This window comes from Rhizobium leguminosarum (assembly GCF_004123835.1).
Classification (GTDB): Bacteria; Pseudomonadota; Alphaproteobacteria; order Rhizobiales; family Rhizobiaceae; genus Rhizobium; species Rhizobium leguminosarum_M.
Map to the genome: position 1 here is coordinate 344,195 of NZ_MZMU01000002.1, position 13,837 is coordinate 358,031.

The window sequence follows — 13,837 nt, forward strand, 5'->3', positions numbered from 1 at the left end:
ATGATGAAGGTTCTGATCGTCGAGGACGACCCGCTGCACCGGTCCTATCTGCACGAGGCGGTCAACGCGGCTCTGCCCGAATGCGACACGGTGATCGAGGCGGAGAACGGAACCGTCGGCGAGAAGCTCGCCCGTGACCACAAGTCGGCGCATATCGTCATGGACCTGCAGATGGCGAACCGCAACGGCATCGAGGCGGCGCGCACCATCTGGAAGGAGCGGCCGGAGACCCGCATCCTGTTCTGGTCGAATTACTCGGACGAGGCCTATGTGCGCGGCGTCTCCCGCATCGTGCCGGATGGCGCCGCCTATGGTTATGTGCTGAAATCCGCCTCCGACGAGCGGCTGAAGCTTGCGCTACGCTCGATCTTCATCGAGAGCCAGTGCGTCATCGACCGCGAGGTGCGGGGCCTGCAGCAGAAGAGCCTCGGCCAGACGAACGGCTTTACCGATTCCGAATACGAGATCCTCGTCGATATCGCACTCGGCCTCACCGACCGGGCCATCGCCAAACGCCGGGGCCTGTCGCTGCGCAGCGTGCAGAACCGCCTGCAGCAGCTCTACGACAAGCTCGACGTCTACCAGAGCGCCGGCGACGACCACGAGGACGGCCGCTTCAATCTGCGCGCCCGCGCCGTCACCGTCGCTTTCCTGCGCAAACTCCTGAACTATAGCGCTCTGGAGCGGGCGGAGGCGGAGCTGCAGGAGTGGCTTGAGGGAAAGTAGTACGCGGGCTGCAGGCCGCCCCTACCTTCACGGCGCATGAGCCAGCGCGATCGCATCGGCAGCTTCCTCGCAGCGATCGCTGAGCGTGCTGGTCGCCACTCGAATATGACTGCTTGGCAAGACGGAGAATTTGTTGCCCGGATTGACGGCGATATTGCGTGCGGCGAGCGTCACCATCGCGAATGGTTCGGAAACGACAGGCACCCAGAGGCACAGGCCCTGGCCTGCAGGGATCGCTATCCCCCGTTCGCCGAGCGCATCGGCAAGAGCGTCCCGCCTCTGCTGATAGATCTCGCGCGCGTCGCCGATGAGCCGCCAGGTTGCCGGATCGCGCAATAGCCAGGCGGCGGCACCTTGCAGGATACGGCTCGTCCAGCCGGCGCTGAAGGAACGGTAAGACTGGATCTGGTCGACGATCGGCGCGGAACTCGACAGAACCGCGAGACGCAGATCCGGGCCGAGGCTTTTCGAGAGTGAGAGGATATGGATCGTCCGCTCCGCAAATCGGCGGCCCAGCGACTGCGGAGGTGCCGCCGACACGTCGCCGACGCCGTCATCCTCGATAACAAGCGTATCGCTGTCTTCCAGAACATCTCCGAGCTGACCGAGGCGGGATGAACTGACCGTAACGCCGGTCACGGAATGCAGCCGCGGCTGGAACAAAAAAGCCGCCGGACGTTGCTGCAATGCTTCGCGCAGCGAATCCGGCAGGGGGCCTTCTCCGTCGCAGGCGACGGGGATGATTTTCACGCCGAGATCTTCCAGAATATCGAGCAGCCGCATCGCGGTCGGATGTTCGATCGCGACCGACGAACCCGGGGAAACCAGAGCATGCAATATCGTATAGACGGCGTTGTAACCGCCATTGGTGGCCAGAAAGGCTTCCGCCTCATAAGGCCATCGCTCTGAAACGGCGTCCTTCAACTCAGGGACGATCCGGCTGCGCTCATAGCTGTTGAGGTCATCGACGGACGCGCCATAGGCCATGGCTTCGGCCAGGCGGGGAAGAAGTGCTGCATCCGGTCCGGCTAAGGTGAGGTCGAGCACACCTGCCGCATAATTTCCCGAGCTGGCGAGACGTTCCGGCTTGGCGACAAAGCGGTCGCCGCTGACCCAGGTGCCGTTGCGCCCCCGGCCGCTGATGATCTTCTGTCGCCGCAATTCGCCCCATGCTTGGGAGATCGTCGCCGGGCTGACACGCAATTCGTAGGCGATATCGCGGATCGCCGGCAGGCGCGTGCCGACCGGCAGGGCACCGGCGCGGATCAACGCGCTCGTTTCGAGAGCGATCCCCCGGATGCTGCGGTCGGCTATTTTTTCAGCAAACCAGGAGGCTTCGACTGTATCGCCCATTTTTCTCTCACTTTAAATGTTCAATAACGTAATAACATTTGTACTCGTCACTTTGAACATTTAATTTGCCCTTCGTCGAGCCATTCCAGTGAGTTTTTGCATGCCTGTGACGCTTCGCATCGCCCTCCGGGACTGGGATTACATGACACCGCTCGTGCTCGGTGACGTCAGTTCTTCCCGTCTCGACATCAAAGTGGATCGTGTGGGCACGCTGGTCTCCAGCCTCGCCGATGACGCGGCGCATGATGCCGCGGAAATGTCCTTCAGCCGATATTCCCAGATGCGCCATGATGGCGATGATCGGGTCATTGGCATGCCGAACTTCATCATGCGTGGCTTCCGCCATCGCTGCATCATCACCACCAAGGATAGTCCGGTCCGCAAGCTCTCCGATCTGGCTGGCAAGAACATCGGCGTGACGGGCTGGCGCGATTCCGGAAATACCTGGACCCGTGCCGCTTTGCGCCGGGAAGGCGTCGGCGTCGAGGATGCCATGTGGTATGCCGGGCGCCTGACGGAGGTTCATCCGATCGTCGACCGTCTCGATGGTTTTGGACGGCCTGGCCGCATCGAGGCTGCTCCCGGCGAGCGCCCGATGGTCGGTCTTTTGCTGGATGGCGGGCTCGATGCCGTGTTCACCCCTTTCATGCCGAAGGGCTTCTTCGATCAGGAATCGCCGTTCCGCCAGGTGCTGGATGATTTCCGCGCCGCTGAAGTCGCTTACCTCAACGAGGTCGGCTATGTACCGGGCATGCATCTGATCGGCTTCAAGGCTGATATCGTCCAGGAGCACCCTTGGATCATGGATGAACTCAGCGAACTGATCGACGAGTCCCAGCGTCTGTGGCTGGAAAAGCGTGAGAAATACGCCGACACCACGCCCTGGATGATCGACGAACTGCGCCGCTGCGCGGCCGACCTGCCGCCAAGCTGGAACGTCAGCGGGCTTGCCGAGAACGAGGCGATGATCGCCGACTTTGCCGAGGAACTCTACGAACAGAAGATCATGCCGCGCCTTTTGACGCCCGCCGATCTGTTTCCGTGGCACGCCAAGGCCCGATGAACATAGCCGGTGAAACCCTCGCAAACCTCATCGTTGAACCACCATTTTCGCAAACCAAAAAAGGGGAATGACATGCATTCGAAACCGATCGCTTCCGCCGCCCTGCTGGGACTGATGATGACGACGTCGGTCTTCGCCGAGGAGGCAGCCGTACCAAAGCAGACCGTCAACGACGCTCTTCGCGCCCGCCTGCCGGAGAAGATCCGCACGGACGGTAAGATGATCTCCGTCAACAATGGTTCCTTTCCTCCCTATGAGATCGTCACCGGTACGAAATTGACCGGCGCCAGCGCCGATCTGACCGATGCGATCGGCCAGATGCTCGGCGTCGAGATCGAGCACGAAACCGTCAGCGGGTTGAGCGCGTTGCTCGCCGGCATCAATTCCGGCCGATACCAGTTCGCCTTCGGCCCGATCGGTGACTTCAAGACCCGTGAAGAGGCCAATGATTTCGTCGACTGGGTTCAGGAATACGTGGTCTTCTCCGTCCAGAAGGGTAATCCGAAGGCCATCAGTTCGCTCGACAGCGCCTGCGGCAATCGCATCGCCGTCATGGCCGGCGGCTCCGCCGAAAAGGTGATCCAGGCCCAGGTTGAAAAGTGCAAGATGGACGGCAAGCCTGCGCCCGAAGTGCAGTCCTATACCGATCAGCCGAGCTCGATCCTGGCAGTCCGCTCCAAACGCGCCGATGCCTTCTTCTCCTCGCAGGCACCGCTGACCTATTTCGTGTCTCAGGCAAACGGCCAGCTGGAATTGAGCGGCGTCGGCCAGAAAAACGGGTTCGAGGATCTCTATCAGGGCGCCGTCGTGCCGAAGGGCTCGCCGCTCGGCCCCGTTCTGCTCGACTCGATCAAGGCGTTGATGGATAACGGCGCCTATGCCGCCATCATGAAGAAGTGGGGTCTTGAGAACAACATGATCAAGCAGCCCGGTCTCAATCTTGGTGGAGTCCTGCCGAAATGAGCAATGACCGCACGACTGCCGCACCGCCTTTGGGCGGTGTGGACTTCCGGGATGTTGCCCACGCCCACAAGCCTTTTCAAACGGGCCGGCTCGTCCTATGGGTGGCCGTGCTCTTGATTGCCGCGAACTTCCTGTGGATCGTCGCTCATAACGAGAATTTCGGCTGGCCGGTCGTCGCGGCCTATTTCTTCGATCCGACTGTCATCAGCGGCCTTTATGTCAGCCTGGGCCTGACTGTGGTGGCGATGGCCATCGGCATCGTTCTCGGCCTCGGGCTGGCGATCGCCCGGCTGTCGAATGACCGGCTCGCAAGTTCGCTGGCATCGCTGTTCATCTGGTTCTTTCGCGGCACGCCGCTGCTGGTGCAACTGATCTTCTGGTACAATCTCTCGACCCTTTTTCCCGAACTTTCGATCACTATTCCGTTCGGCCCGACGCTCGCCAGCTGGGAGACCAATTCGGTGATCACGCCGATGACGGCGGCAATCGTCGGCCTTGCCTTGAACGAAGCGGCCTACATGGCCGAAATCATTCGCGGCGGCCTGCTCTCGGTCGATCGCGGCCAGTTCGAGACGGCGGAAGCCTTCGGCATGACCAAGGCGAGGGCGCTGTGGCGGATCATCATTCCGCAGGCGATGCGCTCGATCGTGCCGCCGACGGGCAACCAGCTGATCAGCATGATCAAGGCAACCTCGCTCGTCAGCGTCATCGCCATGGCCGATCTGCTCTATTCCGTCCAGTCGATCTACAATCGCACCTTCGAGATCGTGCCGATGCTGCTGGTCGCGGTCCTCTGGTACCTCTTCATCACCTCCATCCTCAATCTCGGCCAGAGCTATATCGAGGCCTATTACGGCCGCAGCGAACGGCGCAACAATGCCGCTGCCGCCAAATCCGAGACACTTGCCGAGGAGGCAAGCCATTGACCGCTGCCGATATTGCAAAACCTCTCGTCAGAGCCCGCAACGTCCACAAGTCCTTCGACCAGCTCGAAGTGCTGAAGGGGATCGACCTCGATGTCATGCCGGGGGAAGTCGTCGTGGTGCTCGGCCCGTCCGGGTCGGGAAAATCGACCTTCCTGCGCTGCATCAACCATCTCGAAGCCATCAACAAGGGGTTCATCGAAGTCGATGGCGAACAGATCGGCTATCGCCTTCGCAAAGACCGGCTGGAAAAGCTGTCCAGCAACGGGATCGCCAGCCAGCGGCGCAAGATCGGCATGGTGTTCCAGCAGTTCAATCTCTATCCGCACATGACGGTGCTGCAGAACATCATCGAGGCTCCGATCGGCGTGCACGGAGAAAGCCGCAAGGCCGCGACCGAGAACGCCCTGCGGCTTTTGGAACGGGTGGGTCTGTCGGAAAAGGCTGGCAGCTATCCCCGCCAACTCTCCGGCGGTCAGCAGCAGCGCGTCGCCATCGCCCGCGCCCTTGCGATCAAGCCCAAGCTGATGCTGTTCGATGAGCCCACCTCTGCGCTCGACCCGGAACTGGTCGGCGAAGTTCTCTCCACCATGCGCGATCTCGCCAAACAGGGCCTGACGATGATCGTCGTGACCCACGAGATCGGTTTCGCCCGTGAGGCGGCCGATCGGGTCGTGTTCATGGATGGCGGCAACGTCGTCGAAATGGGCAAACCCGAGGATGTCATCGGCAATCCGCAACATCCCCGAACCCAGGCTTTTCTCGCCCGTTTTCTCTGACTTGTGTCAGCTCGCTGCTTCGACCCTGGGGCCGGAGCAATGGTTCTCTTCGATCAAGACTGGACGTTCTCATGCCCACGCTCGACAATGCCTATGCCCGCCTTTCCGATTTCGAAGCCATAGAGGCGGAGTTGAAGGCGACCCGCCAGTACCTGCATGCCCATCCGGAACTCTCTTTCGAAGAAGCGGAAACGGCGCGTTACGTCGCGGAAAAGCTGGAAGGCTGGGGTTATGACGTGACCCGCAATGTCGGCGGCCATGGCATTGTCGCTCGGCTCAGCGCCGGCAAGGGCAGCAAGGGCATCGCCATCCGCGCCGATATGGATGCGCTGCCGATAGCCGAGGAAACCGGACTTGCCTATGCCAGCGGCACCCCCGGCAAGATGCATGCCTGCGGCCATGACGGCCACACGACCGTGCTGCTCGGCGCCGCCGAATATCTCGCCCGCACCCGCCGCTTCAACGGCACGGTGACGCTGATCTTCCAGCCAGCGGAAGAGGCGAGCAAGAATAGCGGCGCCCAGGCAATGATCGCCGACGGTCTGTTCGAGCGGTTTCCGTTCGATGCCATCTTTGGTCTCCATAACCACCCCGGCGCTCCCGAAGGCACCATCCTGCTGCGATCCGGTCCGATGATGGCGGCGTCGGACACCGTCGAGATTACCATCAAGGGCAAAGGCGGCCATGCCTCGCGGCCGCACCTGACCGTCGATCCGGTGGTCGTGGCGTGCAACCTCGTCGTCTCGCTGCAGACCATCATCTCGCGCAACCTCGATCCGACCCAGACGGCGGTCATTACCGTCGGCACGATCCATGCCGGCGATGCAGTCAACGTCATTCCGGAATATGCCAAGCTCGCATTGAGCGTGCGCTCCTTCGAGCCTGGCATTCGCGACCTCCTGCAGGAACGCATCACCAAGCTCGCCCGCTCGGTGGCAGAAGGGCACAATGCTTCCATCGAGATCAACTACGATCGCGGCAATCCTGTCGTCGTCAATTCGCCTGCTGAGACGGATTTTGCCCGGATTGTCGCCGCAGAACTCGTCGGCGAAGACAAGGTCGCGACCTGCCCGCTCATTCCCGGCAGCGAGGATTTCTCGCACTTTCTCGAGCACAAGCCAGGCAGCTTCCTGCGTCTCGGCAATGGCATGAATTCCGCCATCCTGCATAGCGCCAAATATGATTTCGCCGATGCCAGCCTGACGGTTGGCGCGGCCATGTGGGCAAGGCTCGCGGAACGCTACCTCCAGGATGACGCCTGAAGTCCGGTTGTCCAGCTTGACCGCGTCGCATTTGGAGCTTGCACTTTCTGTAGCGCAAAAGGATTTTGTAGCCCTTTTCAAGCGAGATCATCACTTCAACATCTCTCGCTGCTATCCAGGACGCGCAGCATGATTGCCAACTATAACGACGCCGGCCTCGACTTGTCTTACGATCTCGAATTTTACGCGCTGATGGCGGAAGGCTTCGAACGAAGCGTGGGACACAGCCTGACGCCGGAAGGCCAGGGTGCTGAATGGCTTTACGACCAGTCGCCGGCAGTTGTCCTTACCCACAATACCGACGCCGATCCGCGCTTCATCTACGCAAACCGCGCTGCCCAGGCCTGCTTTGAATATTCGTGGGACGAATTCATCACTTTGCCATCGCGTCTTTCGGCGGAGGCGCCCGATCGAGCGGAACGTGAGAGGTTGTTGAATGCCGTGGCGGCCAACGGCTTTATCGCCGACTACCGCGGACTTCGCATCGCCAAATCAGGGCGGCGTTTCTATATCGAGAAAGCCATCGTCTGGGATCTCGTCGACCGCAGCGGATGCCGTCGCGGTCAAGCCGCGACATTCGATTCCTGGCAAGACGTGCAGGCGGATTGAGCGCCGGCTGCGGCGACGCCGACCACGCGCCGGATATGTTTCCGCGGCTTCAAACCATGTCGTTTGCCATTTGGTTGCCAAAAAACCATGATTGCGTCACATAGATCGCACATCGACACTCGGCATTAAGAATTGGATCAACGCTGAATGCGCATAGCCTACGTTTTCCTTGGTGCATTTCTTGCAATTGCACAGTCCGCATATGCTGAAGTCGCATCACCGCCTGTTTTGGCGCCGCTAAAGCGACAGGCGCAAGCCGCTGAGTTGAGCGCACAATTTCTTTCGCGGTATAGCTACAAGCCCGTTCCACTCGACGACGCCTTGTCGGCCAGGATCATGGATGGGTTCATCAAGTCACTTGATCCGGACCGCATGCTCTTCCTGCAAGCGGATGTCGACAGGTTCATGTCTGATCGCAGCGAGATCGACGATGCGATAGAACGGAAGGACTTGAAGATCCCGTTTGCGATTTTCAACGCTTATGAACAGCGCGTTGTCGACCGCATGAACTACGCGCGAAGCCTGCTTAAGCAGAATTTCGATTTCAGTGGGCAGGAAAATTATTCGGTGCTGCGCGATAAAGAGCCGTGGCCGCAGTCGGAAGCCGAGAGCAATGAGCTTTGGCGCAAGCGCGTCAAGAGCGACTGGTTGCGGTTAAAACTAGGCGGCAAAAACGACGCGGCGATTCGCGAAACGCTCGACAAGCGTTATGAAAACATACTCGAGCGCGCTTACAAGTTTAAAAGCGACGACGTTTTCCAATCGTTCATGGACGCCTACGCAACGTCGATCGATCCGCACACGGACTATTTCGGTGCGGCCGCTTCAGCCGACTTCAATGTCTCGATGAAGCTTTCGCTGTTTGGTATCGGTGCTGTGCTGCAGGAACGCGACGACTACACGACGATCCGTGAGCTCGTGCCTGGCGGCCCGGCACAGCTGTCCGGCAAGCTCGCGGTCGGAGACCGCATTACTGGCGTTGGTCAAGGCAAGGATGGGGCGATCAAAGAAGTGGTGGGCACGCGCCTTGATGAAGTCGTGCAGATGATACGCGGAAAAAAAGGCTCCGTCGTGCGGCTGGACATCCTGCCGGCAGATGCCGGAGCAGATGGCACGCATCGCGTCATCAGCCTGGTGCGCGATAAAATCAGTCTCGATAAGCAGGCTGCCAGGAAGACTGTGCTGTCGGTAAAAGTGGGCGACGCCACGCGTAAAATCGGGATCATCACGCTGCCGGTATTCTATGAGGATTTTGAAGCCAAGCGCAAAGGGGACCAGGATTACAAAAGCGCAAGCCGAGATGTCGCCAAGCTTCTCGACGAGTTGAAGGAAGAAAAAGCCGACAGCGTTCTCATCGACCTGCGCAACAATGGCGGCGGTTCTTTGGACGAGGCAATTGATTTGACCGGTCTGTTCATCGGCAATGGCCCGGTGGTTCAGCAACGCGGCAGCGATGGCAAGGTCGAGGTGAGGAGCTCGGAGCTTGCAGCGCCTGTCTGGACAGGCTCGATGGGTGTCCTCATCAATCGCGGCTCGGCTTCGGCTTCGGAGATTTTTGCCGCGGCAATCCAGGATTACGGTCGAGGCGTGATCGTCGGCGAACCCAGTTTCGGGAAGGGCACCGTTCAGACCGTCGTCGATCTTGACCGGATCGTCCGCAACAGCAAACCCGAATTCGGCGAGCTGAAAGTGACGATTGCCCAGTTTTTCCGGGTCAACGGCGGGACGACGCAGCTGCGCGGCGTGACGCCTGATATCAGCTTGCCCGGACTTTTCGATCCGGCGAGCTTCGGCGAGACCAGTTATGACAATGCCTTGCCGTGGGCGCAGATCAAGCCCGCGAAATACGCGCCCGCCGACACTGTCACGACGTTGCTGCCGACATTGCAAAGCCGCCATGATGCGCGGGTTGAGAGCGATCCGGACTTCCAACGCTTGTTGCAAGACATTGCCGACCTCAAGGTGCAGCGCGAAAAAGGGGTTATCTCCCTCAATGAAGCCGAACGTCGCAAAGAAGCGACGGCTCGAGAGAAACGGTTCAAGGATCGAGCGCAAGCAAGCGGTGGCGAGGATCCCGGTGGAGATGATGGTCTGGAGGCAGGCGAGCGCAGCCTGAGCGCTGATATTGCCATCGAGAATGCCCGCAAGAACGCGAAAGACGTCCTGCTCGACGAGGCAGCCGCCATTCTTGCCGACGAGGCGGATTTGCAGCAAGGCGCGCTGAAGGCAGCCACGAAACAAACGGGAAAAACGGACGGAAAATAATTATACCCGACCGGCGCAACGCCATGCGCAGCTTTGCGATCACCTTGGCATAATGGACCTGGGTTCAGTTCCCTCAAGGCGAGGGATCTCGTTGGCGATTTCCGGATCGGCGTGATGACAGGCGGTCAGAAGACCAGGGGCCGCCGTTCGCGCGGTCAGGGCAGGCTCCTGTTCTGCGCAGATCGACGTCGCTTTCCAGCAACGCGTTCGAAAACGGCATCCGCTGGGCGGATTTGCCGGGCTCGGCAGATCGCCCTGCAGAACGATGCGCTTGCGCTGCGCGCGACGCCTCGGATCCGGTGTCGGGACCGCCGACATCAGGGCCTGCGTGTAGGGATGAGCCGCCGCGTTGAAGATCGATTGCTTCGGCCCCGTTTCGATGATCTTGCCGAGATACATGACCATGACACGGTCCGAGACATGCCGCACGACGGCGAGATCATGCGCGACGAACAGCATCGCCAGATTGCGCTCGCGCCTCAGTCCGGCGAGCAGGTTGATCACCTGCGCCTGGACCGAGACGTCGAGGGCCGAGACAGGCTCGTCGCAGACAAGAAGTGTCGGATTGAGCGCGAGAGCGCGGGCAATGCCAAGGCGCTGCCGCTGGCCGCCTGAAAATTCCGAGGGATAACGGTCCGCATGCTCGGCGCGCAGCCCCACGGATTCGAGCAGCTTGACCGTCTCTTCACGCCAGTTGCTCTTGGGCACGACCCCCGGGTGCAACGCCCAGGGTTCGGAAATCAGCCGGTCGACCCGCATGCGGGGATTGAGCGACTGGTAAGGATCCTGGAAAACGACCTGCATCTTGCGGCGCAATTCATGCAGCCGCCGGCCACCGGCTGTCGTAATGTCCACGCCGTCGAGCAAAGCGCTGCCGCTTGTCGCCGGCCCAAGCTTCAAGAGCGTCCGAACCAGCGAGGTTTTGCCGCAACCGCTTTCGCCGACGAGGCCGAGCGTCTCTCCACTGGCAATCTCGAAGCTGACATCGTCGACGGCACGCACCGGCGCCGAGGCGCTGCCGAAGTGCCGGGAGAGGTTTTGGACCTTGAGCAGAGGTTCGATCATACTGGTGATACCGGGAAGTGGCAGGCGGCCTGGCGGCCGGGCCCTACGGTTTCGAGATGGGGGACGACCTCGGCACAGAGCCCTTCGGCGCGTGGACAGCGCGTTCTGAATGCGCAGCCGGAAGGCAGGGCGACAGGATTGGGGGCGGAGCCGGGGATCGGCACCAATTCGTCTGCATCCGTGTCCATGCGCGGCTGCGAGGCAAGCAATCCAACGCTGTAAGGATGCCGGGCATCCTCGAACAGTTCGAAGACGCTTGCGGTCTCGACGACGCGGCCGGCATACATGACGGCCACGCGATCGGCGAGTTCGGCGACGACGCCGAGATCATGGGTGATGAAGATCATGCCGGCATCGCTGCGTTTGCGGATCGTCTCCAGAAGATCGACCACCTGCGCCTGGATCGTCACGTCGAGCGCAGTTGTCGGTTCGTCTGCGATGATGACATCCGGTTCCAGTGCCACGGCCATGGCGATCATGATGCGTTGGCGCATGCCGCCCGAAAACTCATGCGGATATTGCCTGGCGCGGCTTTCAGGGTCGGGAATGCCGATGGCCGTCAGAAGGTCGATCACGGCTTTTTCGACACCACCTTCCGGAGTACGGCCGTGGATGCGGAACATTTCATTGATCTGCCAGCCCACGGAATAGACCGGGTTGAGCGCTGCGAGCGCATCCTGAAAGATCAGGGCGATCCGGTCGCCGCAAAGATCGCGCCGTTCGTTCCGCGAGAGCTGCAAAAGCTCGACACCGTCAAAGCGGATCGATCCTTGATTGATTTCGCCCGGCGGGTTGGGAACGAGATCCATGATGGCCGATGCGGTCACCGACTTGCCGGAGCCGCTTTCGCCGAGAAGCGCTAGGACCTCTCCGCGCTCGAGCGAGAAGGAGACGCCGTTGAGCGCGAGGATGCGGCCGGCTGCCGTATCGAAACTGACCTGCAAGTCCTTGACTTCGAGAAGAGCCATCAGCGCCTCCGGCTGACAAGACGCCAGTGCTGCGATGGGTCATTGACGATCCGGAACCAGTTGGCGAGGAGATTGAAGGACATGGTGGTGAGCATCACAGCCAGGCCGGGGAAAAAGCCCAGCCACCAGGCGGATGACAGATATCCCTGGCCCTGCGCCACCATCAGACCCCAGCTCACGGCAGGTGGCTGGATGCCGAGGCCGAGATAGCTCAGCCCGGATTCGAACAGCATGACCATGGCGAGATTGACCGAGGCGAGTGTCAGCATCGTGGGAGCGACGCTCGGGAGAATGTGATTGCGCAATATCCAGACAGGCCCGCCACCAAAGACGCGCGCCGCATCAACGAAAAGCCTCTCCCGGACTTCGAGAGTTTCGGCTCTTGCGACGCGAATATAGGCAGGCATGCGGGTAATGGCGAGCACGATCACGAGGTTGCCGACGCTCGGGCCGAACAGGTAAAGGCCAAAGAGCGCCACCAGCAGCGTCGGGAAACCCAGGATGATGTCGCACACCCGCATGACAAGGTTGCCGATAATGCCACCGAAGTAACCGGCGATCACGCCGAGCAGCGTTCCGCCGATCAGGCTTGTCAGAACAGTCACAAGCGCGATGCCGATCGTCGTCGATGCCGCCTGGATAAGGCGAACGAGAAGCGGGCGCCCGAGGGCGTCGGCGCCCAGCCACAACGTCCAGGACTGGCCGAAGTCGAAGGGCGGCAGGTTGCGCGCCTTCAGGGAAATGCGGTTTTCGCCCAGCAGCGACGATGCATCCGCAAGAATGGCAAGGACGACGATCAGCAGCCAGATTGTCGCAGCGACCGCCATCGGGTCACCCGCGAGCGCGCGCATGAGCCAAAGGATGCGGCGGCTTCGGCGCTCGCGGGCCGGGAGGAAGTCGGCGGACGTGCTGGTCATTCGACCCTCACACGCGGATCGATCGAGGCATAGAGCATGTCGACCAGGATATTGATGAAGAAAATGACGACGGCGACTGCGAAGATCGATGCCTGGACGATCGCGAAGTCGCGCTTCAGGATTCCGTCGATCAGCAGCTTGCCGATGCCGGGAAACCCGAAAACAACCTCGACGACGCCACCGCCACCGGCGAACTGGGCGGCGAGGTCACCGGTCACGGTCACCGCGGGCAGGAGGGCATTGCGCAGCGCATGCACGAAGGTAACCCGGCCGCCGCGCGCGCCCTTGGCCCGCGCAGTCCGGACGAATGTCGCGTTCAGTGCTTCGATCATCGAGCCGCGGACGATCTGCACCAGCGTCCCGAACGGTCTGGCAAAAAGACAGGCAACCGGCAGGACCCAATAGATCGGACCGCCGAAACCCGATGTCGGCAGAATGCGCAAGGTGACGGCAAACAGCAGGACGCCCATCAGCCCGAGCCAGAAATCCGGCACGCTGGCCGCTGCCTGCGACAGCACGTTGACAGCCCGGTCGATCCAGCCGCCGGCATTCACAGCGGCAATCGATCCAATGATGACGGCAGCGATGAAGGCCAGGGTCAAGGCAATGGCACCGAGCGCCAGCGTATTCGGCAACGCCTCCAGGACAACGTCCATGGCCGGGCGGTTGTGCCAAAGCGACGTGCCGAAATCGAGGCTCAGCATGTCCCCGGCCCAATCGAGGAATTGCCACGGGAGGGAACGATCGAGGCCGAGACGGACACGCATGGCTTCGCGGGCCGCATCCGAGGCATCGACGGGCAGGTAGAGATTGACGGGATCGCCCGTCAACCGCACGAGGAAGAAGGCGGATGTCATCAATGCTGCAAGTGCAAGTGCCGCAAAGGCCGCACGTTTCAGGAAGTAGGTGAAGGACATCCGCTCTCCTCAAGGGACGTTCGGCAA

13 protein-coding genes are annotated in these 13,837 nt (G+C 60.9%); 8 read left to right on the forward strand and 5 right to left on the reverse strand.

The features are described from left to right. The first annotated feature begins 3 nt into the window (after window positions 1-3). Window positions 4-726 carry a response regulator transcription factor gene (locus B5P46_RS03050; RefSeq protein ID WP_003562390.1) on the forward strand — a complete coding sequence of 241 codons (723 nt, stop codon included), beginning with the start codon at window positions 4-6 and terminating at the stop codon, window positions 724-726. 27 nt (window positions 727-753) lie between these two features. Here B5P46_RS03050 and B5P46_RS03055 read toward each other — a convergent pair whose 3' ends face one another. Then, window positions 754-2,079: a PLP-dependent aminotransferase family protein gene (locus B5P46_RS03055; RefSeq protein WP_129417409.1), complete on the reverse strand. Its 1,326-nt coding sequence runs from the start codon at window positions 2,077-2,079 to the stop codon at window positions 754-756. A 100-nt stretch (window positions 2,080-2,179) separates the two neighbouring features. On the opposite strand from B5P46_RS03055, the gene B5P46_RS03060 reads away from it, so the two are divergent. The 7 genes from B5P46_RS03060 (at window position 2,180) to B5P46_RS03090 (ending at window position 9,943) form a co-directional block, all read left to right on the forward strand. After that, a complete protein-coding gene (locus B5P46_RS03060; RefSeq protein ID WP_129417410.1) occupies window positions 2,180-3,142 on the forward strand; it encodes a nitrate ABC transporter substrate-binding protein in 963 nt (320 codons plus the stop codon). Between the two features lie 72 nt (window positions 3,143-3,214). Then, window positions 3,215-4,105: an ABC transporter substrate-binding protein gene (locus B5P46_RS03065; RefSeq protein WP_129417411.1), complete on the forward strand. Its 891-nt coding sequence runs from the start codon at window positions 3,215-3,217 to the stop codon at window positions 4,103-4,105. Then, window positions 4,102-5,031 carry an amino acid ABC transporter permease gene (locus B5P46_RS03070; protein WP_129417412.1) on the forward strand — a complete coding sequence of 310 codons (930 nt, stop codon included), beginning with the start codon at window positions 4,102-4,104 and terminating at the stop codon, window positions 5,029-5,031. Before B5P46_RS03065 ends, B5P46_RS03070 begins: the two co-directional genes overlap by 4 nt. Beyond that, on the forward strand, window positions 5,028-5,807 hold the full coding sequence (locus B5P46_RS03075) for an amino acid ABC transporter ATP-binding protein (protein WP_129417413.1): 780 nt from the start codon (window positions 5,028-5,030) through the stop codon (window positions 5,805-5,807). Before B5P46_RS03070 ends, B5P46_RS03075 begins: the two co-directional genes overlap by 4 nt. 71 nt (window positions 5,808-5,878) lie before the next feature. Continuing rightward, window positions 5,879-7,069, forward strand: a complete 1,191-nt coding sequence (locus B5P46_RS03080) for a M20 aminoacylase family protein (protein WP_129417414.1) — start codon at window positions 5,879-5,881, stop codon at window positions 7,067-7,069. Between the two features lie 129 nt (window positions 7,070-7,198). Further along, window positions 7,199-7,678 (forward strand): MEKHLA domain-containing protein, encoded by a 480-nt coding sequence (locus tag B5P46_RS03085; protein ID WP_129417415.1) that lies wholly within the window; start codon window positions 7,199-7,201, stop codon window positions 7,676-7,678. A gap of 147 nt (window positions 7,679-7,825) precedes the next feature. Continuing rightward, window positions 7,826-9,943: a carboxy terminal-processing peptidase gene (locus B5P46_RS03090; protein ID WP_129417416.1), complete on the forward strand. Its 2,118-nt coding sequence runs from the start codon at window positions 7,826-7,828 to the stop codon at window positions 9,941-9,943. A 39-nt stretch (window positions 9,944-9,982) separates the two neighbouring features. Here the strand turns inward: B5P46_RS03090 and B5P46_RS03095 are convergent, their stop codons facing one another. From B5P46_RS03095 to B5P46_RS03110, 4 genes are read right to left on the reverse strand one after another with little or no spacing between them, the layout of a single operon-like run. Beyond that, a complete protein-coding gene (locus B5P46_RS03095) occupies window positions 9,983-11,008 on the reverse strand; it encodes an ABC transporter ATP-binding protein (RefSeq protein ID WP_129417417.1) in 1,026 nt (341 codons plus the stop codon). Beyond that, window positions 11,005-11,976, reverse strand: coding sequence for an ABC transporter ATP-binding protein (locus B5P46_RS03100; RefSeq protein ID WP_129417418.1), 972 nt, complete (start codon window positions 11,974-11,976; stop codon window positions 11,005-11,007). The genes B5P46_RS03095 and B5P46_RS03100 overlap by 4 nt, the downstream gene beginning before the upstream one ends. After that, on the reverse strand, window positions 11,976-12,893 hold the full coding sequence (locus B5P46_RS03105) for an ABC transporter permease (RefSeq protein ID WP_129417419.1): 918 nt from the start codon (window positions 12,891-12,893) through the stop codon (window positions 11,976-11,978). The genes B5P46_RS03100 and B5P46_RS03105 overlap by 1 nt, the downstream gene beginning before the upstream one ends. Beyond that, entirely contained in the window at window positions 12,890-13,810 is a 921-nt protein-coding gene (locus tag B5P46_RS03110) for an ABC transporter permease (protein WP_129417420.1), read from the reverse strand. Before B5P46_RS03110 ends, B5P46_RS03105 begins: the two co-directional genes overlap by 4 nt. Window positions 13,811-13,837: the final 27 nt, after the last annotated feature.

Excerpts from the sequence above, each read along its gene's own strand:
- B5P46_RS03080 (WP_129417414.1), top strand. The coding sequence starts at position 5,879 with ATGCCCACGCTCGACAATGCCTATGCCCGCCTTTCCGATTTCGAAGCC.
- B5P46_RS03090 (WP_129417416.1), top strand. The coding sequence starts at position 7,826 with ATGCGCATAGCCTACGTTTTCCTTGGTGCATTTCTTGCAATTGCACAG.
- B5P46_RS03100 (WP_129417418.1), bottom strand. The coding sequence starts at position 11,976 with ATGGCTCTTCTCGAAGTCAAGGACTTGCAGGTCAGTTTCGATACGGCA.
- B5P46_RS03055 (WP_129417409.1), bottom strand. The coding sequence starts at position 2,079 with ATGGGCGATACAGTCGAAGCCTCCTGGTTTGCTGAAAAAATAGCCGAC.
- B5P46_RS03110 (WP_129417420.1), bottom strand. The coding sequence starts at position 13,810 with ATGTCCTTCACCTACTTCCTGAAACGTGCGGCCTTTGCGGCACTTGCA.
- B5P46_RS03105 (WP_129417419.1), bottom strand. The coding sequence starts at position 12,893 with ATGACCAGCACGTCCGCCGACTTCCTCCCGGCCCGCGAGCGCCGAAGC.
- B5P46_RS03060 (WP_129417410.1), top strand. The coding sequence starts at position 2,180 with ATGCCTGTGACGCTTCGCATCGCCCTCCGGGACTGGGATTACATGACA.
- B5P46_RS03050 (WP_003562390.1), top strand. The coding sequence starts at position 4 with ATGAAGGTTCTGATCGTCGAGGACGACCCGCTGCACCGGTCCTATCTG.
- B5P46_RS03065 (WP_129417411.1), top strand. The coding sequence starts at position 3,215 with ATGCATTCGAAACCGATCGCTTCCGCCGCCCTGCTGGGACTGATGATG.
- B5P46_RS03095 (WP_129417417.1), bottom strand. The coding sequence starts at position 11,008 with ATGATCGAACCTCTGCTCAAGGTCCAAAACCTCTCCCGGCACTTCGGC.
- B5P46_RS03085 (WP_129417415.1), top strand. The coding sequence starts at position 7,199 with ATGATTGCCAACTATAACGACGCCGGCCTCGACTTGTCTTACGATCTC.
- B5P46_RS03070 (WP_129417412.1), top strand. The coding sequence starts at position 4,102 with ATGAGCAATGACCGCACGACTGCCGCACCGCCTTTGGGCGGTGTGGAC.